This is a genomic window from Allopusillimonas ginsengisoli (assembly GCF_004153455.1).
Classification (GTDB): Bacteria; Pseudomonadota; Gammaproteobacteria; order Burkholderiales; family Burkholderiaceae_B; genus Allopusillimonas; species Allopusillimonas ginsengisoli.
Map to the genome: position 1 here is coordinate 94507 of NZ_SDQE01000002.1, position 22589 is coordinate 117095.

The 22589-nt window shown below is 56.7% G+C and carries 23 protein-coding genes; 11 read left to right on the forward strand and 12 right to left on the reverse strand.

Features of this window, described 5'->3' with window-relative positions:
- Positions 1-20: 20 nt before the first annotated feature.
- Genes ERE07_RS05385 through ERE07_RS05405 form a run of 5 tightly spaced genes read right to left on the reverse strand, consistent with a single transcriptional unit; the run spans position 21 to position 5088 of the window.
- Positions 21-788 (reverse strand): 2-keto-4-pentenoate hydratase, encoded by a 768-nt coding sequence (locus ERE07_RS05385; protein WP_130007798.1) that lies wholly within the window; start codon positions 786-788, stop codon positions 21-23.
- Positions 785-1819 carry a 4-hydroxy-2-oxovalerate aldolase gene (gene dmpG, locus ERE07_RS05390; protein ID WP_130007799.1) on the reverse strand — a complete coding sequence of 345 codons (1035 nt, stop codon included), beginning with the start codon at positions 1817-1819 and terminating at the stop codon, positions 785-787. The genes ERE07_RS05385 and dmpG overlap by 4 nt, the downstream gene beginning before the upstream one ends.
- Positions 1820-1832: 13 nt before the next feature.
- On the reverse strand, positions 1833-2777 hold the full coding sequence (locus ERE07_RS05395; RefSeq protein WP_130007800.1) for an acetaldehyde dehydrogenase (acetylating): 945 nt from the start codon (positions 2775-2777) through the stop codon (positions 1833-1835).
- 1 nt (position 2778) lies between these two features.
- Positions 2779-3603 (reverse strand): 2-keto-4-pentenoate hydratase, encoded by an 825-nt coding sequence (gene mhpD / locus ERE07_RS05400; RefSeq protein ID WP_130007801.1) that lies wholly within the window; start codon positions 3601-3603, stop codon positions 2779-2781.
- A 21-nt stretch (positions 3604-3624) separates the two neighbouring features.
- Positions 3625-5088 carry a 2-hydroxymuconic semialdehyde dehydrogenase gene (locus ERE07_RS05405; RefSeq protein ID WP_130007802.1) on the reverse strand — a complete coding sequence of 488 codons (1464 nt, stop codon included), beginning with the start codon at positions 5086-5088 and terminating at the stop codon, positions 3625-3627.
- A gap of 186 nt (positions 5089-5274) precedes the next feature.
- Between ERE07_RS05405 and ERE07_RS05410 the strand changes: the two genes are divergently transcribed.
- Positions 5275-6252: a LysR substrate-binding domain-containing protein gene (locus ERE07_RS05410; protein WP_130007803.1), complete on the forward strand. Its 978-nt coding sequence runs from the start codon at positions 5275-5277 to the stop codon at positions 6250-6252.
- Positions 6253-6262: 10 nt separating this feature from the next.
- Here the strand turns inward: ERE07_RS05410 and ERE07_RS05415 are convergent, their stop codons facing one another.
- Positions 6263-6982, reverse strand: coding sequence for a FadR/GntR family transcriptional regulator (locus ERE07_RS05415; protein WP_130007804.1), 720 nt, complete (start codon positions 6980-6982; stop codon positions 6263-6265).
- 230 nt (positions 6983-7212) lie between these two features.
- On the opposite strand from ERE07_RS05415, the gene ERE07_RS05420 reads away from it, so the two are divergent.
- The gene (locus ERE07_RS05420) at positions 7213-8085 is read left to right on the forward strand and encodes a fumarylacetoacetate hydrolase family protein (protein ID WP_130007805.1); all 873 of its coding nucleotides are present in this window, start codon (positions 7213-7215) and stop codon (positions 8083-8085) included.
- A gap of 65 nt (positions 8086-8150) precedes the next feature.
- Positions 8151-9119 carry a Bug family tripartite tricarboxylate transporter substrate binding protein gene (locus ERE07_RS05425; RefSeq protein WP_130007806.1) on the forward strand — a complete coding sequence of 323 codons (969 nt, stop codon included), beginning with the start codon at positions 8151-8153 and terminating at the stop codon, positions 9117-9119.
- A 51-nt stretch (positions 9120-9170) separates the two neighbouring features.
- On the opposite strand, the gene ERE07_RS05430 is transcribed toward ERE07_RS05425, so the two are convergent.
- Positions 9171-9839, reverse strand: a complete 669-nt coding sequence (locus ERE07_RS05430; protein WP_130007807.1) for a 7-cyano-7-deazaguanine/7-aminomethyl-7-deazaguanine transporter — start codon at positions 9837-9839, stop codon at positions 9171-9173.
- Positions 9840-9874: 35 nt separating this feature from the next.
- On the opposite strand from ERE07_RS05430, the gene ERE07_RS05435 reads away from it, so the two are divergent.
- Positions 9875-10672 (forward strand): AadA family aminoglycoside 3''-O-nucleotidyltransferase, encoded by a 798-nt coding sequence (locus ERE07_RS05435; RefSeq protein WP_130007808.1) that lies wholly within the window; start codon positions 9875-9877, stop codon positions 10670-10672.
- A 108-nt stretch (positions 10673-10780) separates the two neighbouring features.
- Here ERE07_RS05435 and ERE07_RS05440 read toward each other — a convergent pair whose 3' ends face one another.
- Genes ERE07_RS05440 through ERE07_RS05450 form a run of 4 tightly spaced genes read right to left on the reverse strand, consistent with a single transcriptional unit; the run spans position 10781 to position 14312 of the window.
- Positions 10781-11977 (reverse strand): alpha/beta hydrolase family protein, encoded by a 1197-nt coding sequence (locus ERE07_RS05440; RefSeq protein ID WP_130007809.1) that lies wholly within the window; start codon positions 11975-11977, stop codon positions 10781-10783.
- A 19-nt stretch (positions 11978-11996) separates the two neighbouring features.
- Positions 11997-12893: a PhzF family phenazine biosynthesis protein gene (locus tag ERE07_RS05445; RefSeq protein ID WP_130007810.1), complete on the reverse strand. Its 897-nt coding sequence runs from the start codon at positions 12891-12893 to the stop codon at positions 11997-11999.
- A gap of 58 nt (positions 12894-12951) precedes the next feature.
- The gene (locus tag ERE07_RS22170; RefSeq protein ID WP_280634360.1) at positions 12952-13086 is read right to left on the reverse strand and encodes a hypothetical protein; all 135 of its coding nucleotides are present in this window, start codon (positions 13084-13086) and stop codon (positions 12952-12954) included.
- The gene (locus ERE07_RS05450) at positions 13083-14312 is read right to left on the reverse strand and encodes an MFS transporter (RefSeq protein ID WP_130007811.1); all 1230 of its coding nucleotides are present in this window, start codon (positions 14310-14312) and stop codon (positions 13083-13085) included. Before ERE07_RS05450 ends, ERE07_RS22170 begins: the two co-directional genes overlap by 4 nt.
- 210 nt (positions 14313-14522) lie before the next feature.
- Here ERE07_RS05450 and ERE07_RS05455 point away from each other — a divergent pair, with 210 nt between their 5' ends.
- Together ERE07_RS05455 and ERE07_RS05460 are read left to right on the forward strand one after the other, a co-directional pair.
- Positions 14523-15875: an aminotransferase-like domain-containing protein gene (locus ERE07_RS05455; protein ID WP_130007812.1), complete on the forward strand. Its 1353-nt coding sequence runs from the start codon at positions 14523-14525 to the stop codon at positions 15873-15875.
- A 197-nt stretch (positions 15876-16072) separates the two neighbouring features.
- On the forward strand, positions 16073-16501 hold the full coding sequence (locus ERE07_RS05460; protein WP_130007813.1) for a VOC family protein: 429 nt from the start codon (positions 16073-16075) through the stop codon (positions 16499-16501).
- Between the two features lie 25 nt (positions 16502-16526).
- Here the strand turns inward: ERE07_RS05460 and ERE07_RS05465 are convergent, their stop codons facing one another.
- A complete protein-coding gene (locus tag ERE07_RS05465; protein WP_130007814.1) occupies positions 16527-17504 on the reverse strand; it encodes a Bug family tripartite tricarboxylate transporter substrate binding protein in 978 nt (325 codons plus the stop codon).
- Positions 17505-17681: 177 nt separating this feature from the next.
- On the opposite strand from ERE07_RS05465, the gene ERE07_RS05470 reads away from it, so the two are divergent.
- The 5 genes from ERE07_RS05470 (at position 17682) to ERE07_RS05490 (ending at position 22582) form a co-directional block, all read left to right on the forward strand.
- On the forward strand, positions 17682-18404 hold the full coding sequence (locus ERE07_RS05470; RefSeq protein WP_130007815.1) for an SDR family oxidoreductase: 723 nt from the start codon (positions 17682-17684) through the stop codon (positions 18402-18404).
- Between the two features lie 91 nt (positions 18405-18495).
- Positions 18496-19536, forward strand: coding sequence for a cyclase family protein (locus tag ERE07_RS05475; protein ID WP_130007816.1), 1041 nt, complete (start codon positions 18496-18498; stop codon positions 19534-19536).
- Positions 19537-19545: 9 nt separating this feature from the next.
- Entirely contained in the window at positions 19546-21138 is a 1593-nt protein-coding gene (locus ERE07_RS05480; protein ID WP_130007817.1) for an AMP-binding protein, read from the forward strand.
- A 66-nt stretch (positions 21139-21204) separates the two neighbouring features.
- A complete protein-coding gene (locus ERE07_RS05485) occupies positions 21205-21957 on the forward strand; it encodes a GntR family transcriptional regulator (RefSeq protein ID WP_130007818.1) in 753 nt (250 codons plus the stop codon).
- A gap of 109 nt (positions 21958-22066) precedes the next feature.
- A complete protein-coding gene (locus ERE07_RS05490) occupies positions 22067-22582 on the forward strand; it encodes a sigma-70 family RNA polymerase sigma factor (RefSeq protein ID WP_130007819.1) in 516 nt (171 codons plus the stop codon).
- Positions 22583-22589 lie beyond the last annotated feature (7 nt).

The window sequence follows — 22589 nt, forward strand, 5'->3', positions numbered from 1 at the left end:
GACGGCTTCTCTGCCCGCCTTCATCGTGTGAGAAATGATGCAGTACCGAGGCCGCTGACCGTAGCAGATACATGGCTCCCGGCGTTCAACGCCTCGGCTGCGGTCGCCGCGCCCGCCATAATCAGGCTGCCCGCGGGCAATGTCTGTGAAGCTGCCGACAGCACCCGCGAGGCCTGCACCAGGCTGCGCAAGGGGTGCCCCAGTATGGCGGCAGTCGATCCCGATTGCTTGACGCGCCCGTTAACACGCAAGATAACGCCGAGGTTGGCAAGCGCGTTTATATTGCGCGACCAGGGCCCCACCACCAAACCTGCGGATGAACAGTTATCCGCGATGACATCCTCGAGCGTGAATGTAAAGGCGCGGTATCGGGAATCGATAATTTCTATCGCGGGTGCGACTGCCTCGATATAAGATTCTGCCTCGAGCAAGTTAAGAGGGCGATCAATATCACGACGCGTCAGAAAACAGACTTCCGGCTCGGCACGCGGATGTATGAATTGATCAAGCAATACGGTGCCGCCCTCCTCCTGTAGCATTGTGTCGGTCAGCCAGCCCCAGATCAAACTATCCACGCCCATCTGCGTCATTTTCGCGCGGCTTGTAAAACCCAGCTTGATGCCCACAGGCTTTTCACCACGCTCGCGGCGCAAGTCTATCGATCTTGCCTGGATGTCATAGGCTTGCTCAACAGAAAACGGCGTGTCCAAACTAAGCTGTGGCACTGCTAGGGCCGTGCGAGCGGCTTGGTCCAGCGTCGCGGCGATGGATGCGTGCAGGGTACTCATGCTGTAACCTCCGTTTCAGCGTTCTGCCGCTGCAGCAGATCGAGCGCGACATCGACTATCATGTCTTCCTGTCCTCCCACCATTCTGCGCTGGCCTAGTTCAACCAGAATATCCACGGTCTTGAGCCCATACTTTGTGGCGGCCGCTTCCGCATGCCGCAGAAAACTCGAGTACACCCCCGCATAACCCAGCGCCAACGTTTCCCGATCGACGCGAACTGGCCTGTCCTGCAAAGGCCGTACGATATCGTCGGCTGCGTCCATCAGCCGATACAGATCGCAGCCATGTCGCCAGCCCATTCTTTCTGCCGCCGCGATAAAAACCTCGAGCGGTGCATTGCCCGCGCCCGCACCCATGCCGGCCAGGCTTGCATCCACGCGATCACATCCTTCTTCGACCGCCACAATACTGTTTGCCACGCCAAGACTCAGGTTATGGTGTGCGTGGATGCCTGTTTCGGTATCGGGTGAAAGCACCTGCTTGAGTGCTCTGAAACGGTCGCGCACACCTTCCATGGTCAGCGCGCCGCCAGAATCCACAACGTAGATGCAATGCGCACCATAGCTTTCCATTTTCAATGCCTGTTCGGCCAGTTGAGCCGGCGCCACCATATGACTCATCATGAGGAAGCCCGCCACATTCATGCCCATAGATCGCGCTGTTTCGATATGCTGGCGTGCCGTATCGGCTTCGGTACAATGCGTTGCCACCCTCACGATGCGAGCGCCAGCCGCATAGGCTTCCCTGAGATGATGCACCGTCCCAATGCCTGGAAGCAACAGCGTCGCAACCTTGGCCTTGCTTACAGTTTGCGCTACCGCCGCGATCCACTCGATGTCATCATGTGCCCCAAAGCCATAGGTAAAGCTTGAACCGGCCAGCCCGTCTCCGTGGGCAACTTCGATGGAGTCCACGCCGGCTTGATCCAATGCTGCAGCAATCATGCAAGCCTGGTCTATGGAGTATTGATGGCGAACTGCGTGATTTCCATCACGCAGGGTCACGTCGGATATATAGAGCTTCTTACTCATCACCTTTACTTCCTCAAGCTGTGGGCGCCATCGCACCACTGTTCAGTTGCGTTCTGGCCACATGCTCGGCGCAAACCAATGCAGCACTCGTCATGATGTCGAGATTACCGGCATAGGACGGCAGGTAATGCGCCGCCCCTTCGACCTCCAGGAATATCGTCGTTTTCAGTCCGGCTTTCAGGCCGACACCGGGAACGCGAACCGCCGTATCGATATGATCGAATTGCACACGTTGCTTTAGCCGATACCCTGGTACATAAGCCTGCACACGCTCCACCATTTGATGGACAGCCGTCTCAATCTCTGCGGTGTCTGCCATGTCGCTCAGGCAATACACGGTATCGCGCATGATGAGCGGAGGTTCAGCAGGGTTCAGAACAATAATGGCCTTGCCCCTGGCCGCGCCGCCTACCGTCTCGATGGCACGTGATGTCGTCTCGGTGAATTCATCAATATTGGCGCGTGTCCCAGGGCCAGCAGACTTGCTGGATATCGAGGCCACAATTTCCGCATAATGTACAGGCGCCACACTGGCAACCGCTGCGACCATGGGAATGGTGGCCTGGCCCCCGCAAGTCACCATGTTCAGATTCTGAAGCCCCTCGTACTGGTCCAGGTTGACACTAGGCACAACATACGGGCCTATCGCCGCCGGCGTCAGATCGATAACGCGGATGCCATGCCGCTCCAGCACCGCATTGTGGCGCGCATGCGCGCCAGCGCTGGTGGCGTCGAACACAATACGGATATCAGCAAACTCAGGCATGGCTACCAAGCCGTCTATGCCCTCTGCCGTGATCGGAACGCCCATCCGGGCAGCACGCGCCAGCCCCTCTGACGATGGATCAATGCCCACCATAGCGCCCATCGCCACTTGCTTTCCGTACCGCAGCACTTTGATCATCAGGTCTGTTCCGATGTTGCCTGATCCAATTATCGCAACGTTGCAAGGCTTCATATCAGTGTGTTCCTTGAGCTTGATCGGTACCGAATGCCGCCGTGACCGAGCCCAACCCTTCGATATGCGCGGTAAACACATCACCTTGGTGAGCTGGCACCATGGGCCCCAACGCACCGGTAAGAATGATGTCGCCGGCCTTGAGCGGCGCATCAAACGATGCCATGACATTGGCAAGCCAGACTGCCGCATTCAAAGGATTTCCCAGGCACGCCGCACCTGCGCCAACCGAAACGGGCTCGCCTCGCCGCTCCATGCTCATTCCGCAGTTGATCAGATCCAATCCAGAAAGCGATACGGGCCGCGTCCCCAGGACAAACAGCCCCGACGACGCATTGTCGGCAATCGTATCGGCCAGGCGAATATCCCAGTTGGCAATACGGCTGCCTACAATCTCAATGGCTGGCAACACAAACGCAGTCGCGCGTATGATATCCACCACCGTATGCTCGGCATGAGAAAGATCTCTGTCCAGCACAAGCGCGATCTCTGCTTCGACCTTGGGTTGCAGGACATCGCCATATGCAATGTCCTCGCCATCTTGCCGCGCCATATCGGCAAACAACATGCCGAAATCGGGTTGATCCACGCCTAGCTGGCGCTGTACCTGAGACGACGTCAGTCCAATCTTGCGGCCCACTAGCCGACGTCCGCTTTCGATTGCCTGCTCCGTGTTGTGCTTCTGTACGGCGTAAGCCATTTCAATGAGATTGCCGTCCTGGGCCGATGCCCGTTCTATGATGTCGCGCACCGGAGGGCATGGTTGCCCACGCTTTGCAGCCAGCCTAAGCTGATCTGCGGCGGTAATAAGTTCACTGGAGATCATGCGTAGCCTCGTACAGCCTCTTTAAGGATTGATACAAATGGTGGAAACAGATGAGTAAAAGTCCAGCGAGTGGCGACCGCCTTCACGCCCGATGCCAGACAGCCCCGTACCGCCAAAGGGGGTACGCAAGTCGCGCAGGAACCAGGTATTGACCCAAACGATGCCCACGTCGAACTGCCGCGTCACCTGATGCGCGCGGGCGATGTCGCGTGTCCATACTGAAGCGGCGAGCCCATAACGCGAATCATTGACCATCGCAATGACTTCGGCCTCTGTATCAAATGGCGCGATATGACAAACCGGCCCGAAGATCTCTTCTTTTACGCATCGTGCCGTTTCGGGCAAGCCTGTCCAGATCGTTGGCCGGACATACGCACCGTTATCCCGCTCGTCACCAAAATGAGGCACCTCTCCGCCAGCAACGACTGTTGCACCTTCTTCCCGTGCCAGCTCGAAATATGACAGAACCTTGTCGCGGTGCGTGTGAGAAATCAACGACCCAATCTCCAGCCCGTCGACATCAGGAGATCCTATTTCCAAGGCATCAGCACGCTGCTTCATCGCCGCGACAAAGCGGTCAAAAATGGGGCGCTGTACATAAACACGCTCCGAACACAGGCACACTTGCCCAGTGTTGGTGAAGCTTGAACGCACCACGCCCGCCACTGCCTTGTCGAAATCGCAATCCGCAAAGACTACAGCGGCATTCTTGCCACCCAGTTCGAACGACACTTCTTTGACGCCGTCCGCAACCGCCTTCATGATGGTGCTGCCAGTGCGCGATTCGCCTGTAAACGTAATCGCGTCGATATCCGGATGACGCGACAGCGCTTCGCCTGCTGAGCCTCCGCCAAATCCATGCACAAGATTGAACACGCCTGGCGGGACGCCCGCCTCATGCATGACCTCCGCCAGCAAGGTTGCGGTTCCAGGTGTTTCTTCGGAAGGTTTGACGACCACCGTGTTGCCACAGGCCAGGGCAGGCGCCACTTTCCATGTCATCAGCAGCATCGGCAGATTCCATGGCGATATGATGGCCACCACGCCATGAGGCTTGCGAACGGTGTAACTGAACACATCGCCTTCGTCTGTCCGCATCTCGAAGCATTCACCGCCCGCAAGGCCACCCAGATCGGCAAAGGTGCGAAAGTTCTGAACGCCTCGCCGAATATCCAGCTTGCGCGCCTGTTGCCGAGATCTGCCCGTATCGGCAACCTCCGCATCGACAAATGCTTCAAACCTTTTTTCGATGCCATCGGCAACGGCATGCAGGATGCGAGCACGCTCTGCTTGGCTGGTCTGCCCCCAGGGGCCATGCAAGGCGGCGCGAGCGGCGCGCACTGCACGGTCCACAAGCTCGGCGTTCGCCTCGCAGATCTGGCCAAGCTCCTGGCCATTTACCGGCGAGATATTGGGGAAAGTCTTGTCAGTCTGTTCAAACTGGCCATCGACGTAATTTCGATATAGCTTGTGGAGGGAAGACACTGCGATCTCCAGGAACGATGATATTGAATGCAGTGTAGGGATTTTCACTATTCCTGAATAATGAAATATCTCGCCCCTTGTATTCCCAAGTAGAATATCTGATTCTCACCCTTTCACCTGCTGCGTTCAGGATCACTGCGTAGCCTCGTGCGGGTGCGGCGTTTTCACCGATTGTCAGAGGGCGAAATGTCTCCTACGCATAGCAGCGCATTAAGCCGAAAGCTGCGATTCGGACAAATCCTTGTGTTTGAGCAAGTACTGCGCAGCGGTTCCATCCTGCACGCATCCCAGAAACTCAATCTGACTCAACCCGCCGTCACCAAGATCATCCATGAACTCGAAGGACATTTCGGAGGCCTCTTGCTGGTGCGCAGCAATCGGGGCGTCTATCCCACCGATCTAGGCAAGATTGTCGGTCGCCGCGCCAAATCGCTGCTTGCGGAAATGCGCCACATGACAGACGAGGTCAACGCTTTTAACGAAGGCATGGCGGGGCAAGTGCTGGTAGGCACGTTGATATCGGCCGCTGCCGACCTGCTGCCACGCGCGATACAACTGCTCAAGGCAAGGGCCTCAGAAGTCGTGGTCACGCTGCGGGTTGCCCAGATGGATCAGCTCCTTCCTGCACTGAGCGTCGGCGACCTGGATCTTGTTGTCGCACGCATTCCCACCGATGTTCGCTGGCAAGTTAAATCTCCACAAATTGAGGCCGAAGCGCTCTATACTGATCAGCTCTGTGTTGTCGGCGGGATCCGGCATCCTCTTTCATCGGTTCCAAAGATTTCACTGGCGCAGGCCCTGCCCTTCCCATGGATACTCCCTACGCGCGATTCATCGCTTCGCCAGACGGCCGACAGGCTTTTCTTTGACGCAGGGCTGGCCGCTCCAACAAACATTGTTGAATCTCTTTCCGTGCTCACGAACGTTGCCCTGATGCTGGATAACAAGACAATCGGCCTCATGCCCCGATCGGCAGCCCAGCAATTTGCGGACGCCAGAATCCTGACTATCCTGCCCTTAACGGATCTGCCAGTGTTTGGCGACATTGGATGCTTCACCGATGCAGCGCGAGAGCCCGCTGCTGCGGTCGCCCTCTTTAAGGAATGCTTGCGTGAAGCTGCGCAGCTATGCACAGGCGCTGCGCCGCCCCCTGCTTCGTCATGAAGACCTCAATTCACTCAGTCGCAGGCGGCTCAAACAAATTCCGCTGAATTTGCGCTAAATGTCCAACCAGGGCCGTTCGCGCCGATTCGGCATCCCTATCCTCCAGCGCGGTCACAATGGCGCGATGCTGATGTTCATATTCGGTGCGACGTTCTGGCGTGAGTGAGTTGCGCTTGAGCCGGCCCCAGTCACCTTGTTGTCGGACGCGATTGCTCAGCGCCAGTACTTGCAGGAAAAAGTGGTTGTGCGTCGCTTTCGCGAGCGCCTGATGAAGCTCGCCATCCCAAAACTCGAAGTCTTCGACCGTTTGCGCTTGCTCCCCGTTTACCAGGCATTCGTGCATGCGGGCAAAATCGCTGCGGGTTGCGTGGCGCACAATCAATGCCGGCATCAGTGGCTCGATCAACAGGCGAGCTTCCATGAGTTCAGCCGGGCTGGTTTGATCCAGAAAAAGGCCGTGGCCGCCCGCATCTGCAGATACCTCGTGTGCAGGACGCGCGGCAAATGTGCCGCTGCCAACTGACTGAGTGATCCAGCCTGAATCGCGCAAGGCCGCCAGGACGCGCCGCACAGAACCTCTGGAGGTGTTGAAGCGTTGGCTCAACTCCCGTTCGGCGGGTAGCTTTACACCAACCGGTATCCGGCCAGAGCTAATTTCTGTATATAGATAATTTGCCAAGGCTTGCGCTCCAGGACTGCGCAAGCCCAATTCAATTACGTCGGATGTCATGATTTGCTGAATCTGCACGATAAGAACAGTGCTGGCAGAATATCATTCCTGTACCAATTGGTCAAAATGGTGATTTTTACTTAGCCATTCATAAACCCTTAAATAATAGCGGTTGCGTTGCATATACCTGCGCCATATACTTTCGACTTCAGACCAATTTAACGATAGTGGTACAAAAGCGGTACTACTCGTACGCAGACTCACTATCGTCCCATCATTGAAGGAAGAGTATGCGGATCGCAACTTACATGAAGGCGCAGCAGCAATATGTAGGCGTCGTCAGCGACGACGGGCTGACAGTACAGGCATTGGACGTTGCCCCAGAAACCGCCAAACAAGGCATGCTCGGCCTGATTCGCACCCACGAAGACCAAGCACGCCTGGCTGAACTTGCCCGCGGCGCACCCACACCGCTGGATACCGTGAAATTGCTCGCACCTATTCCACGTCCTCGACGCAACATCTTTTGCGTTGGTCGCAACTATCATGCACATGCTCAGGAGCTGTCCGAGTCAGTATTCAAAGCCAACAACGCGAATCCGGCCGCTTGGCCCATCGTATTCACCAAGGTACCCGAAACCGTCATCGCCCATGGCGAAGATGTCGTTCTACCGATCGACATCAGCGAGCAGATTGATTACGAGGCAGAACTCGCCGTCGTGATCGGCAAAGGCGGGAAGAACATCAGCAAAGCTGAGGCCATGAACCACGTGTGGGGTTACACCATTGTTAACGACGTAACGGCACGCGATGTGCAGATCAGGCACCAGCAATGGGATTTAGGCAAATCCTTCGACACATTCTGCCCAATGGGGCCTTGGCTAATCACCGCCGATGCGTTCAATGCCACGGATACGCGAGTACGGTGCTGGGTCAACGACGAGCTTAGGCAGGACGGTAAAACACGCGACTTGATTTTTGACCTGCCCACGCTGATAGAAACCTGCTCGCGCGGCATCTCCCTTTACCCCGGGGACATCATTGCGACAGGAACGCCCGCCGGCGTCGGAATGGGTTTCAACCCGCCCCGCTATTTGAAATCCGGTGATCGCGTTCGCATCGAAATCGACGGCCTTGGCACCCTTGAAAACGCCTTTCGATAGGCGCTTCACGTAGCAACATACAAAAAAGCCGACTACTGGCATAACACTCAGTGAAGGAGACATCAATGAAAGCAACAATACTGAAAATATTTGCGGCTGGCCTGACTATGGTGGCTTCCGGCATGGCGTGGGCGCAATACCCGGAACGCCCCATCACAATGATTGTTCCATTTCCCCCGGGCGGCGTGACCGATACGGTAGCGCGGCCCATCGCAGACGCGCTCGGCAAAGAGCTGGGGCAGTCCGTAGTGGTCGAGAACAAAGCGGGAGCGGGCGGCGCCATCGGTACAGGCGAAGCTGCGCGCGCCAAACCGGATGGCTACACCATTATGTTGATGCTTTCTTCCATTTCCATTTTGCCTGAAGCAGACAAAATACTTGGGCGCAAGGCGGCGTACGACACAACGGATTTCAAGCCTATTGCGCGAATTACCGCAGACCCCACAGTGTTGGTCGTCCCTGCGAAATCACCCTGGAAAACAGTCGATGAGTTTGTCGAGGCGGCTCGCCAGGCGCCAGGCGATCTGGACTACGGTAGCTCGGGTATCTACGGCTCAATGCATGTACCCATGGCCATGCTCGAGAAAAATGCGAATATTCAGATGACACATGTCCCATACACGGGTGCGGGTCCGGCGGTCGCCGCATTGTTGGGCGGCCAGGTTGATGCAATTTCCACCGGCCCGTCCAGCATCCTTCAACATATCAAAGCTGGCACGGTACGGCCCCTGGCGCATTGGGGCGACAAGCCACTTGATACGCTTCCGAACGTACCCAGCCTGACACAGGCAGGCTACGACGTGAAGTTCGTTCAGTGGTCTGGTATTTTTGTACCAAAGGATGTGCCCGCCGAAATAATCGAACGTTTGCGCACCGCAGCCAAAGCTGTGGCCAACGACCCGGACGTGCAGGCAAAGGTCCTGGCCGCCGGCAGCCCCATCGATTACCTGGATGCCGATGAGTTCCAGGCTTATTGGGATGCGGACGACGCTGTATTGCGAAAAGCGGTGCAGGATATAGGAAAAGTGCAATAGGAAGCGTTGGCCGACGAAGCTACACGACTCATCGTTCGTTATCTGCAGTAGTCAGGCTACTGCAGACAGAGCATCACGCCGTTTCATTGCCCGGATAAACGCACTTAGGGCAACACCGTACATAGGCACGAACAGCAATAGGCTGACGGCCAGTTTGATGACATAGTCCACCACGGCAATTTCGCCCCAATGTTCGGCCATGAAAGGGTTGCTGCTTTGCCAAAAGGCTATGCTGAAGAAAGCGGCAGTGTCCAGCGCCTGCCCAAACACGGACGAAGCCGCGGGTGCGATCCACCATTGCACGTACCCTCGGCGCATGCGGTCGAATACTTGTACGTCCAGCAATTGCCCCAACACATAGGCAGCAAAGCTGGCGAACGCAATACGGAACACAAATGTATTGAACTCTACCAGTGCGCTCACGCCGTTGAAGCGCCCTTCATGAAAGAGCACGGATACGATATAAGAGACGATTAGCGCCGGAATCATGGCGCGCATAATCACGCGACGTGCTTCAGACTTGCCGATCAGGCGCACGGTCAGGTCAGTTGCCAGGAAAATAAAGGGGAAGCTGAATGCGCCCCAAGTGCTGTGAAAGCCAAACAGGTCGATAGGCAGCTGCACCAGATAATTACTGGCAATGATGATTAAGACGTGAAAGGCAACCAGCAGAGCAAGGTAAAATGAACCGCGCGATTGCGCGACAGATATGGATGTCATGATGTACCTTTTTGATGGATGGGGTTAGGGAACCCATGAAAGCATGGCAATCTGGCATTGTACGCCAACTGACACATGCGCGTGCGGCACTTGAGCGCAATCTTGCAGGCACGCTGCAAGCCATTCATTTGTTTGGTTCCGCCATCGATGGCGGACTCAAACCATACAGCGACATTGACTTGCTCGTAACCGTCAATGCCCCGCTGCCTGATCCGGTCCGATACGCATTGATGATGGACCTGCTGTCGATATCGGCAGCGCCTGGAACCAACGAAACCCATCGCGCGCTCGAAGTAACCGTTATTGTCCGGCACGAGGTCGTGCCGTGGCGGTACCCCCCGTTGCGCGAACTTCAGTTTGGCGAATGGCTTCGCGAGCCCCTGCAGCATGGCTGTGTCGAAGGCGCAACTGTCGACCACGATCTCGCGATCTTATTGACCAAGGCAAGACAACACAGTATCAACCTGGTGGGCATGCCGGCACGGGATTTGTTTGATCCAGTACCCAAGGAAGATTTGGCCAAAGCGTTATTCGACACCGTTGCGCAGTGGAACAGCACGTCTGACTGGCAAGGCGATGAGCGAAATATCGTGCTTGCGCTTGCCCGCATTTGGTTTAGCGCTGCCTCAGGAGAAATCACATCCAAGGATGCGGCCGCCGCGTGGGTGCTTGAGCGGCTGCCAGATGTGTATGCCCCCGTCGTGCACACAGCCCGGGAGGCTTATCTAGGCAGCGGCAGAGACGATCTGGCGGGCCGCACGGACGAAGTGCAGGCGTTTATATATTACGCCAAGGCGATGATCGGCAAACACTCGCTCGCGAAGCCTTCATAGCGGCCAGCGAATTCTTCTGCCTGAAAGCGTACCAAAAGACTGAGGCTGAGAATACCATTCCAACGCTCCAAACGCTGAGGCAATAAATGAAGATGTTCATTAAGCATCCTACCAAAAGCTATCGCGAGGCCAGGCTGATGACAGGCCGCTAGTTCCTGCAGCTGACGCTATGCCCCGGTCTCGCATATGACACCGGACCTGATCTCGCGTTAATCCCACGTCCGAGAGCAAGTGGTCATCCAGCTCCACCAGATATCGCAATTGCTTTTTTTCTACGCGTCGCCCCGACACCAGGCCGGTGGCGGCAACCGGCAAAGAGGACAGCGCACGACCCCGAGCGTAAGCATCGCTGGCATCCGCCCTGAGAACGGCCCTGCGCGGCCATGGGTTGACACCTGTTGCGAGCCAGTCCGCGGTAGCACGCCAAAAGCAGTCCCGATGTCTGGAATGAAACAGTTCAAAGTGCCCGATGCGATCCACGCCCTCGTCTTCAGGCCGAAGCTCGACGACGGTTCGCGCGCTGTTTTCGAAGTATGACAAACCACGGTAGACCGCGGGGCGCGGTGCGTACTCGTCATCCGCTACCACTATTGCCAGGATGTTCGAACGCACAGCCCTGAAATGCTCCAGCACCGTTTCGCGCTGCCAAGCGGGAAAGCTGCGTTCAAGCCGTGGACCGCGAAAGCTCCATTCGTTGGCAACACCTTTGGGCAAGTCTTCCAGCCAGCCTAGCCGCTTCCCAGGAAAGTACCCTATCACCGAGGTCAGCAATGGCATGACGATATGCCATTTCCAGAACAAGCGCCGACGATGAGCCGAAGCATAATCCCGCCACCATGCGTATTGCGCGCCTATCGTTAGCATGCGGTCTATTCCCGCCGCATTGGAGGCCAAGCCAGGCAGGATGCCGCCTATACTGTGCCCCACAACATGGATGGGTAAATCGTTCCGATCCTGAAGAACACGCAATGCGGCGCTGAAATCGAACTCTCCCCACTCGCGCCACCGATATGTGCAGCGTTTGAGGTGTTCGGGCCGGGACTCGCCTATTCCCCGATAATCGTAGGTCAGCACATTAAAGCCCTGCTGAGCCAGAAATTGCGCGTAACGATGATAGTAGCGGGCCAGCACCCCCGTGGCTGCATTGATAATGACGGCGGCAATAGGACGGCGATGAGAAATCCAATAATGGCCGTGCAGCGTCACGCCATCGGCGGTTTGGAACGCGATGCGATCCGCGTTTATGCCAGCACTGACCAGTGAGGCAGTGCGTAGATTGTTAAAGCATGTCGTCGTCGTATCCATGATACGGGCTCCGTCTGAGCTAATTGAGTTGCATCGTTCCGGTAGTAAGCGTGACTGCTGTGCCGCTCACGTGAACGGAAACGCATTCGCCTGATGCCACCACCGCGCGGATAGTTAACCGGCTGGGGCGCCCCATGTCGTCGCCCTGGTGAATCAACCACTCTCTCTCGCCGTCAATCAAACCCTGTTTCTCCGCCAACCACCCCGCCAAGGCGACAGCAGCGCTGCCAGTGGCGGGATCCTCGAGAATCCCCACGCCCGGGCCAAACATGCGAGCATGCACCACCCTACCGGACTCCCAATCATCCATCCAAAGCGCGTAAACAGCCGATGCCCAGCACTGCTTTAACTGCGCTGTCCAGATGGATAGGTCTGGAGCGGCTTGGGCAAGATGGGCGCGCGACTTGAGCGGAACCAAGACGTAAGGCACGCCAGCGCTGTACGCAATAGGATCAAACGCCAATGCGCTGCTGGGCAAGGAAAGGAAAGCACTGCATACATCAGCGGAGGGTGCCGAGCCTTTGCGCGGGGGTTGAGGGGCCGTGATACGCGCGTGCTGAAGACCTTCGGCGGAGGTAAAGATCTCAGCCTGAACAAGTCCAGACTTGGTTTCAAGAATGAGCGTGGATAATCCGTTGGCGTCAGGCTGCGCCGCCAGAAATAGCGCTGTGCCTACAGTCGGGTGGCCGGCAAATGGCAGTTCGACTTTGGGCGTGAAAATGCGTATCAAAGGTATGGGCGTGTCGCCACGACTGATGATGAAGACAGACTCGCTCAGATTCATTTCCATGGCGATCTGCTGCATGGCTTCGGTCGAGAGCGCAGCAGCATTGGGAAAGATCGCCAGCGGGTTGCCGCCAAACCGCCGGTCTGTGAATACATCCATGGTAATAAAAGCGAGTTGAGCGATTGACACATCGGGCTCCAATATTGACGTTACTGAATAGATTGTGCTGATCCGGAATAAAGAGAACTCAGCCGCAAAGCATGCTGCCGCTTAGCAGTGGCAAGGCCATTGAAGGCTGTTGCCAGCGATGCAGAAGATACGCAGCAGCGAGCGCCATGGCGCCGAGCAGGCATACTTGAACAAAAACATTCTTGGGTTTCATGCTGCATGCCTCAATGCGGTTGCGCTTTCTTGCCTGGGTGCGTCGTTGACGCCAATGTGCAATAACGCGGCGACCAGCCCCACAGCAATCGAGCATTGCCACAACAGGTCGTAAGAACCATAAGTGTCATAGACGTAACCGCCCAGCCAGACACCGAGAAAGCTGCCAAGCTGATGCCCAAAGAACACAAAACCAAAGAGGGTAGCGATATAACGAACGCCAAAAATACGTGCCACCAGGCTATTCGTAAGTGGCGCCGTTCCCAACCACAGAAACCCCATCAGCCCCGCGAACACATAAGTTCCTGCTGCCGTCACGGGAAATGAAATAAATACCAACATGGCAACGGCACGTATCAAATAAGCATTGGCCAACACGTATTTGATGCGATACATGCCAACAGATATGCCCGCGCAATACATGCCAAAAACATTGGCCAGTGCGATGCAGGCCAGCGCGGTGGCGGCTTCATGAACAGACAATCCCTGGTCCAGCAGATAGGCAGGCATATGGGTGCCGATAAAGGCGAGCTGAAAGCCGCAGGCAAAGAAACCTGTGTTCAGCAGCCAGAACCCTTTGTGTGCAAACGCAGCGCGTAGCGCCATCCAGAGGCTCGCCTGTTCCTGGGTACAATCGTCGCAGTGCGTCACTTTCTCGCGCAGAAAGATGGCCAATGGAGACAGCACCACCATGGCGATACACAATATGGCGCTGACGGTGAACCACTGCATGTCATCCAGCAAGGCCTGCACTGCCGGCACCATGCAGAACTGACCCAATCCGCCAATCGCGCCGGCGACGGCCAGCGCCCAGCCTCGCTCTGCAGGGCGGAAAATTCGGCTCAACGCGCCATAGACCGTGCCAAACGCTGTCCCGGACAAGGCAAGCCCAATCAACACGCCATTGGTCAGCGCAAAGCCAGCTTCGCTGGCGGCATCGGACATCAAGAATAGTCCCAGTGCGTAGAGCAACAACCCGGCAAAGATCACTTTTGCTGATCCGTAGCGATCGGCAAGCATTCCTGTGAATGGCTGGGAAAGTCCCCAGATCAGATTCTGTATGGCGATCGCGAAGCCAAAGGCTTCGCGCGTCCAGTGCTGATCGTTCAGCACAGGTTGCATGAAAAGCCCCTGCGTATGGCGAACGCCGAGGGTGGCACCCATGATGAGGCCTGCCGCAATCACGATGGTCCAACGGCGAAGCGCAGCAGTCTGTCGTAATTCCATGTCTGCTCCAGCGCAGGTTTGGGTGCCACCCGGAAAGACAAGGTGGCGAAGACATTTGTATTATCTTATTAAAATATATTCGATACAATAATATATAACTAAGAATACAATTATTAGGATTGTATTTTTTAATTATCACAACCGTATCTGCACCAATTGAATTTGCGAATGAGATAATTGATAAGCTTCTTTGCTTAACTGGGGGACGTTGTGGCCAGCACTTTGCATACACTCAAACTCGCCGATGTCGAAGGGCCGTTGCATGAGCGGCTTGCCCAGACTATCGCGACAGCAATAGAAGACGGGCAACTTGGAAGGGATGAGCGATTGCCGACGCACCGCGAATTGTCTCGCCTGGCGTCGGTATCCATCGGCACCGTCACCAAGGCGATCGATCTGCTGAGCGTGAGGGGAATCGTCCGCGGGGAAGTGGGACGCGGCACATTTGTGATGAAATCGCCCTCCTCTGCTCGCGCGGACATCGTTGATCTGTCTTTGAACATCCCGCCCCCTGTCGTCACCGAGAGCACGATGAGCGCGGCGAGCGCACGCGCGGCAAGAAGCGTTCTCGGCATACTTAGCGGAGGACTTTATGATCTTAGGGGGACGCGAGTTCAGCGCGAGATATTCACCCGGTGGTTGGCCGAAAACCGCGTGAGCCTGGACCCTGACGAGATAACCTTGTGCGTAGGCGCACAACAAGCCATCTACCTATGCTTTGGAGATTTGAAAGCGCGCTCCAACCTCATCGCCTGCGAAGGCGCGACTTTTTCCGGCGCTATCGCGGCCGCCGCGAACCTGGGAATGGAATGGCTGCCCGTCGACCACGACGAAGAAGGCATGCTGCCCGACAACCTGGATCATGCGCTGGCAAAGTCCGGATGCAAGACAATCTACGCTGTACCCGTGTGCCAGAATCCGCTCGGACTCGAAGTCGGCCTGGAAAGGCGCCAGGATATCCTCAAGGTCGCGGAGAAGCACGATGCCTATATTGTCGAAGACGACATCTACGGTATTTATGCTGCCAAGAAAAGTCCAACCTATAAAGCGCTAGCTCCCTCGCGGGTCTACTACCTGACCAGCCTGTCCAAATGCCTGACACCGCTCTTGCGCGCGGGCCTGCTTGCGCCGCCGGCTGATCGCCTCGGCAGCCTGTGCAGTGCGTTGCGGGCGCAGGCATTTGGCGCGGCACCTGTCGCATCGGAACTGGCTTGCGCGCTGATTGAGATGGGCGCTCACCGCCAGGCTGCGGACGACCTGACAAAAGAAGCGAAAATCAGGACCAGGATGGCGCTGGAAATTCTGCGACTTCCCAGCGTGCCCATGCCTGCCGGTTCGCCGCATCTATGGCTGCCCATGAAGGCTATGGCGGCTGAGAAACTCGCCAGACGGGCAGGCGAACAAGGTATTCGAATCACTCCACCAGATGCGTGTTCGATTGGCAGTGCAAAGTCTAGCGGAGTGCGCCTGAGCATCATGGCGCCGCCGAATCGCTACGATATGGAAGACGCGCTTCGCCGCCTGGTGAGACTCATGGACGATCCTGAGGAGGTTGTGGTGTAACCGAATTTGGACATGCCAACTGCGATACGCGCAACGACGTGTAAACCCTGCTTACGAATCGACCGCTTGCCCCATATTGAACGGCATCGTGCACGGCCTTACACTAAGCCGGCCTTGGTTCCAGATGCAGCGGCAATTGAGGCGACGCCACTCAGATACAGCATTGCATCAATAACATCAACGAATTCGGAGCCAGCATGGAAACCCTGGAACTGCATCGCGGTCGTTTAATCGACCATATACAACTTGTCGTTCAAGACCTAGAAGCCAGCCGGGCATTCTATGAAGCCATCTTCGATACCCTGCATATACCCATGGGGGGAAGTGGCGAAGGCTACTTTTGGGCGGACGAGCTTTTTGTATCAAGCCCGGACAGCGCAGCCTCCGCTGGCGAACTGACAGGCCGCCATCACCTGGCCTTCCAGGCCAAAGACCCAGCCATGGTCGATGCCTTCCACAAGACGGCTCTGGCCAACGGCGGCCAGGACAATGGCGCGCCCGGATTCCGTGACTACCACCCAGGCTACTACGGCGCCTTTGTGCTGGATCCCGACGGCAACAATATCGAAGCGGTCTACCATGGCGAGGCCGTGCGCAGCGCGCCATCGGTGAAGGTTACGTTCTAGCGGTCGAGCTTGGCGGTCCCCAAGCTCAGTTCGTATCGAGACTCTTAATGACAGGCGCCCACGTATCAATGGTGCCTTGTATGTATTGGGTGAACTCGCTGGCGTTCTTGTAATCCACCTTCAGACCAAACTGATCGGTGCACTGCTGGAACGCCTCGCTATCAATAGCATCCTTGAAGGCGTCATCTATTTTCGCGACAACTGCGGGATCCATGCCCTTTGGGCCGACCAGCCCGAGAATACTCGGCGCAACCAACTGATACCCCTCTTCAACCAGGGTTGGCGCGTCTTCAAATCCTGCCATACGATCCTCGGTGAATACATTCAGGAGTCGCAGTCGGCCATCACGCACATAAGGCACCCACTCCGCCGTCTGCGCCATGACTTCCACATCGCCTCTGATCAAGGCAGTGGATGCCTCGATACCGCTCTTGTAAGGAACGTGCGTCCACTTTGCACCGACCTCCTCGCCGAGCTTTTCCATGGTCAGATGCTGGGGCGTTCCCACGCCTGCGGTACTAAAAGCGATTTTCCCGGGTTCCTTCTTCGCAACTTCGATAATGTCGCTCAGTGACTTGAGGGTGGAGTCCTGCCTCACCAGCAGGCCAACCTGATACTGCGCAACCATGGCGATAGGCGTCAGGTCCTTCTGAACGTCGTAATCGATATTGGGCACAAGATAGGGGTTCAGCACGGCGCCAGTGGACAACGCTGCGATGCTATAGCCATCGGGCTTCTGGCGCACGATGTATCCAATCGAAAGCGACGAGCCTGCGCCGGGCTTGTTTTCGACAACAATGCTTTGACCCAGCTTTTTGCTGGCTGTGACGGCAAGCGCCCGAAAACACATATCGGTACCCCCTCCTGCACCGTAGCCCACCACCAATTGTATGGGTTGCGCGGGATATTCAGCTGCATAGGCGCCGCCGCATGTTAGCGCCAAACCCAGCGCTGCCACAGTCACCCGCAGTTTACCCACCTGACCGACGTAACGTGCTTTCATAGCTATGTCTCCTTTTCCGCTGATATTGCGGTTATAGTTAATGGTCAAACGTCTAGCTTTATAGACTATTATGCGTTAGATTTCGTTCTCCGTCATCAAGACGTACGCATATCGCGCGAGATCGATAGCGTTTTGCTTAGTTCGCCTCTGTTTTCCTTTCCATAAAGAGTGCCCATCATGCAAGAAAAACTGAAAGTGCTCGTCACCGGCGCCAGCCGAGGCATTGGTCGCGGCATATGCGAACGGCTCGCTGCTGATCACTACGAAGTGATCGGCATCGCCAGAACCCGGCCAGATGACTGGCCCGAACAGCTCGCCTTCCATAGCGCCGACCTATCCAACCCCGACGCCATCAAAAAGGTGTTGGCGCGCGTTACTGACACCGGACCCTGCTACGGTTTGGTCAACAATGTGGGCTTCGTTCCGACGGGCACGCTGGAACAGGTTGACATGCACGACCTGCAACGCGCCGTGGCACTTAACATTGAAGTAAGCATTCTGTGCGCCCAGGCCCTGTTGCCGGGCATGAAGGCGCTCGGCATGGGGCGCATCATCAACATCAGCTCTCGCGCAGCGCTGGGAAAACAAGGCCGCACGCTGTATAGCATGGCCAAAGCGGGCCTTATCGGCATGACTCGGACATGGGCGCTTGAGCTGGCCGAGCATGGGATTACCGTCAATGTAATCGCACCCGGCCCTATTGCCACGGAATTCTTCCAGGAAGTCAACGATGCACAGAGCGCCAGCACGCAAAAACTGCTGCAAGGCATTCCCGTGGGGCGGATCGGCCAGCCGCAGGATGTTGCACATGCCGCAGCCTACTTCATCGATCCACGCTGCGGTTTTGTAACCGGACAGACGCATTACGTCTGTGGCGGCATCACGATCGGCGCGGCCTGAGCGCCAGCCCACGCCGCTCGCCACAGATTCGCATCCGGACCCATCCATATACGTGCATGAACACATGTACGAACACTGCTCAGGAGACATAGTGAAACGCTGGACACATCGCCCGGAGGGCGCAAACTGGGGGGATTTCGGTGCCGATGATCAACTCGGCCGTGTCAACCTGCTCACGCATGAACAGGTGCTCAAGGGAATCCGCGAGGTTCGGGAAGGAAAGGTATTCTGTCTTTCGTTGCCACTCGATCTGCCGGGCGGGATGGCGCTGAACCCTCGTCGCAAACCGCCTCAGTTGTCTGCTACCGAGCGCGATGGCATCCCGTATATGAACTTTCCCATGGCAAACCTTGATGCGACCTCCATCGATGTGCTCAGCGACGACCAGGTGACGCTGTCATTGCAATACTCCACACAGTGGGACGCGCTGGCGCACATAGGCGCCCATTTCGATGTGGACGGCAACGGCCAGGAGCGCAAAGTCTATTACAACGGCTACCGTGCCGGAGAAGATGTGCTCGACGGATCAGGACACCCTCACCAGGATGGTCACTGCGGCGGCGGGCACGGCTTCGGCGCAAAGAAACTGGGCATAGAAAACTTCGCCATGAAAGGAATGCAGGGCCGTGGCGTTCTGGTGGATTTCGTCCGCCACTTTGGTCACGGCCGAACCTTGATTGGCTACAAGGAACTCGCCGACGTAATGGCGGCTGACGGCGTGCAGGTGGAGCCGGGCGATATGCTGGTGCTGCGCACCGGATTTGCGGAAACTGTGGTGGAAATGGACGGCAAGCCTGATGCAGAAGCTTTGCATCAGGCGGGGGCTGTTCTGAATGGTGCCGATGCGAAACTGCTCGACTGGATTACGCAAAGCGGGATCGTCGCTATCTGCGCCGACAACTATGCAGTCGAAGCTTACCCCGCGCTCAGCCAAGGGGACAGAAAATCGCTGCTGCCCTTGCATCACCACTGCCTGTTCAAGCTAGGGTTGCCACTGGCAGAGCTTTGGTACTTGCGCGATCTGGCGCAATGGCTGGAGGACAACCAGCGCAATCGCTTCCTGCTGACAGCACCGCCGCTTCGACTTCCAGGTGCCGTCGGCTCTCCCGTAACGCCCATTGCAACGGTGTAAGGTGGATTCATGAATTTTTCCGCGCTGCTAACACGGCATGCATCCGAGCGGCCTGACGCGATCGCCCTGTACGACATTGACCAAGCTGTCAGCTATGCCGAACTCCAACGTGAAACCCTGCGTATTGCCGCGCTGCTGCACGAAAGAGGTGCACGGCCTGGAGACAGGCTAGCGCTATGGCTGCCCAACTGCACCGCGTGGCTGGCCATATTCCTCGCCTGCGCCCGCTTGGGCATCACTGTGGTATCGATGAACACCCGATTCCGCAGTCAAGAAGTAGGTGATCTGATCTCTCGAGGAGAGTGCCGTTGGCTTGCCATGTGGCCGGCTTTCAAGGGGCTGCCGTTCGCACAGATTCTCCGGCATGTGGACGCTTCGTTGCTGAGCGCACTTCAGGGCGTATTGGTAGTCGGGGAAAAGCCCTGCACGGAACCAGTGGTGGGCACTGCCATGTTCGACTATGACAGCGTGCCCGCGTCCCCACTGCCCGACACCGTGCCCGAAGCTGCGGGAGGCTGCCACGCTTTGGTCTATACAACCTCCGGCACAACATCGCAGCCCAAACTGGTCGTCCATGATCAGGAAACGTTGGTCGCACACGGTGCGAATGTGGCGCAGGTTCACGGTGTCGTTCCCGGTGACGCCATTCTCATGGGCGCACCCTTCTGCGGCGCCTTCGGCTTCTCGTCCGCACTCGCCGGCCTGGCAGCAGGTGCCGCGCTCATCTCTGCGCCAGTTCTGGATCCCAAGGAATGCGCACGACAGATCAAGCGTTACCGGGCCACCCACACCTTTGCCAATAACGAATTGCTGGATCGCATCCTCCATGCGGTGAACGATGAGCCCAATCCGTTTCCATTGCTGCGGATAGCCGGGTTTGCCAGTTTCGCGCCTTCGCTGGGCGACTTGCCAGCGCGTGCGGAGAAAACCGGAATCACGCTGGTGGGGCTATATGGGTCCAGTGAATTGCAAGCACTGGTGGCGGCACAACCGCACGATGCGCCATTGAACGAACGACAGCTTGCAGGGGGAAAGCTGGCCGCCCCAGAAGCACGGGTACGCGCGCGCGACACACACTCTGGCATCATCCTTCCTCACGGTGAAGTTGGCGAAATAGAAATCAAAGCGCCGAGCCTGATGAAAGGGTATCTGCACAACGAGGACGCGACACGCGAGGCGATCGATGCAGAAGGATACTTCCGGACGGGCGACCTCGGGCATACCGTCGATGAGCAATCTTTCATCTTCCATGCCCGCAAGGGGGATTTTCTGCGCTTGAGTGGTTTTCTTGTAAACCCGGTTGAAATGGAACAGTTTATCGAGACTTTGACGGGTGTGGCCGCCTGCCAGGTCGTCGGCGTTGTCCATGAAGGCAAAACAGTACCCGTAGCATTCGTTATCGCCGAAACAAACGCAACGCTGACAGAACAGCTTATCATCGGTCAGTGCAGGACGAGCCTGGCCCAATTCAAAGTTCCGGTTCGCGCGGCAGTCATAGCCGCCTTTCCCGTTGTTGAAAGCGCCAACTCGAATAAAATCCAGCGGAGTGAGCTCCAGAAAATGGCGCTTGCGCTCCTTGGGCAGGCCTGCCCGGATGAATAGGTCAACAGATGAGGCACGCCACGCTTGCCACTACGATTAAGCGCCGCCACCTCAGGAAGCATGAAGATGTCCAAAGTCGAACTGAACAACGCCGTAATGAACCGCAGCCGGATGCCTCTGTATCTTCAACTGGCTGCGGAGTTCCGGAGCTGTATCGATTCCGGCACATGGCCTTCAGAGGAGCGTCTCCCATCCCTCGAGACGCTCATGGAATCCTACAAAGTTTCGCGCATGACTTTACGCCAGGCGCTGAGCGTACTGGAAAGCGAAGGAATTATTCGCAGAGCGCGGGGCAAAGGAACCTTCGTCGAGCCACGCCGAAGCAGCCATGCCGCGTTGGCAATTCCCACATCCTGGCAAGAGGCCGTCGCGCTGAGCGATATTCTGGGAACGCGCAGCATCGTGGAATCCGAGCGCATCATTCATCACCTTCCCGATTCGGGGATGCAAAGCAAGGCCAAGCCAGCAGCCCAGTATCAGTACCTTTGCCGGGTACACAGCACAGATGGCCAGCCCTTCTGCTACAGCGAGGTCTATATCGAGAACACGCTGTTTCGAAAATACAAGAAAAAATTCAAAGCCGGGGCCGCCGCCTCAGTTATTGCCCGCATTGATGGACTCGAGATCACCGAATCCCGGCAAAAACTGACGATCATTCAGACTGGTTTCCAGTCGGCCAATGCGCTGCAGTTGAATCCCGGGGATAGCGTTGCGGAGGTGCGACGCACCGCCTGCGCCGACGGGATCATTATTTATTACGCCCGGCTCGAATTTCCACCGAAATTCGTTGAGCTTGAACTGGATCTATTGGCACGGTAAATATGCGCCCTGATCACTGCGCACGCACAACAAGTTGCGAAATTATCGTCCCCGTATCATAATTGCGATTAATTCTTATTAATATTTATAATCGCAAATTTCCGGGCACATGGATATCGCCGCCCTGCCAAACCAGCCCTCTTCGCCAGATATCGAAACCCTATATTGCGACCATCATAGGTGGCTGCAGGGATGGCTGCGTCGTCGACTCGGCGACTCTTTCGATGCAGCAGACCTTGCACATGATACCTTTGTACGTATTCTCTCGGGCCGTCGCATTGACAATATCAAGGAGCCTCGCGCCTACCTGACCACTGTGGCACGCGGCATTCTCGTCAACTGGTACGAACGCAAGGCGCTTGAGCGGGCTTACCTCGAGGCTTTGGCATTGCTTCCCGAGCCCGAAACGCCGTCGCCGGAGCATCGGCAACTGATACTCGAAACGCTTCACCAGATCGACACCATGCTGGACACGCTGCCGACGCGTGTGCGGCGCGCGTTCCTGATGTCTCAGATTGAAGGGCTGCGTTATGAGCAAATCGCTTCGAAGCTTGGCTGCTCGCTCATTTCTGTCAAGCGCTATATGAAACAGGCCTTCCTGCAATGCCTGGCGCTGCTGGATTGACAATTGC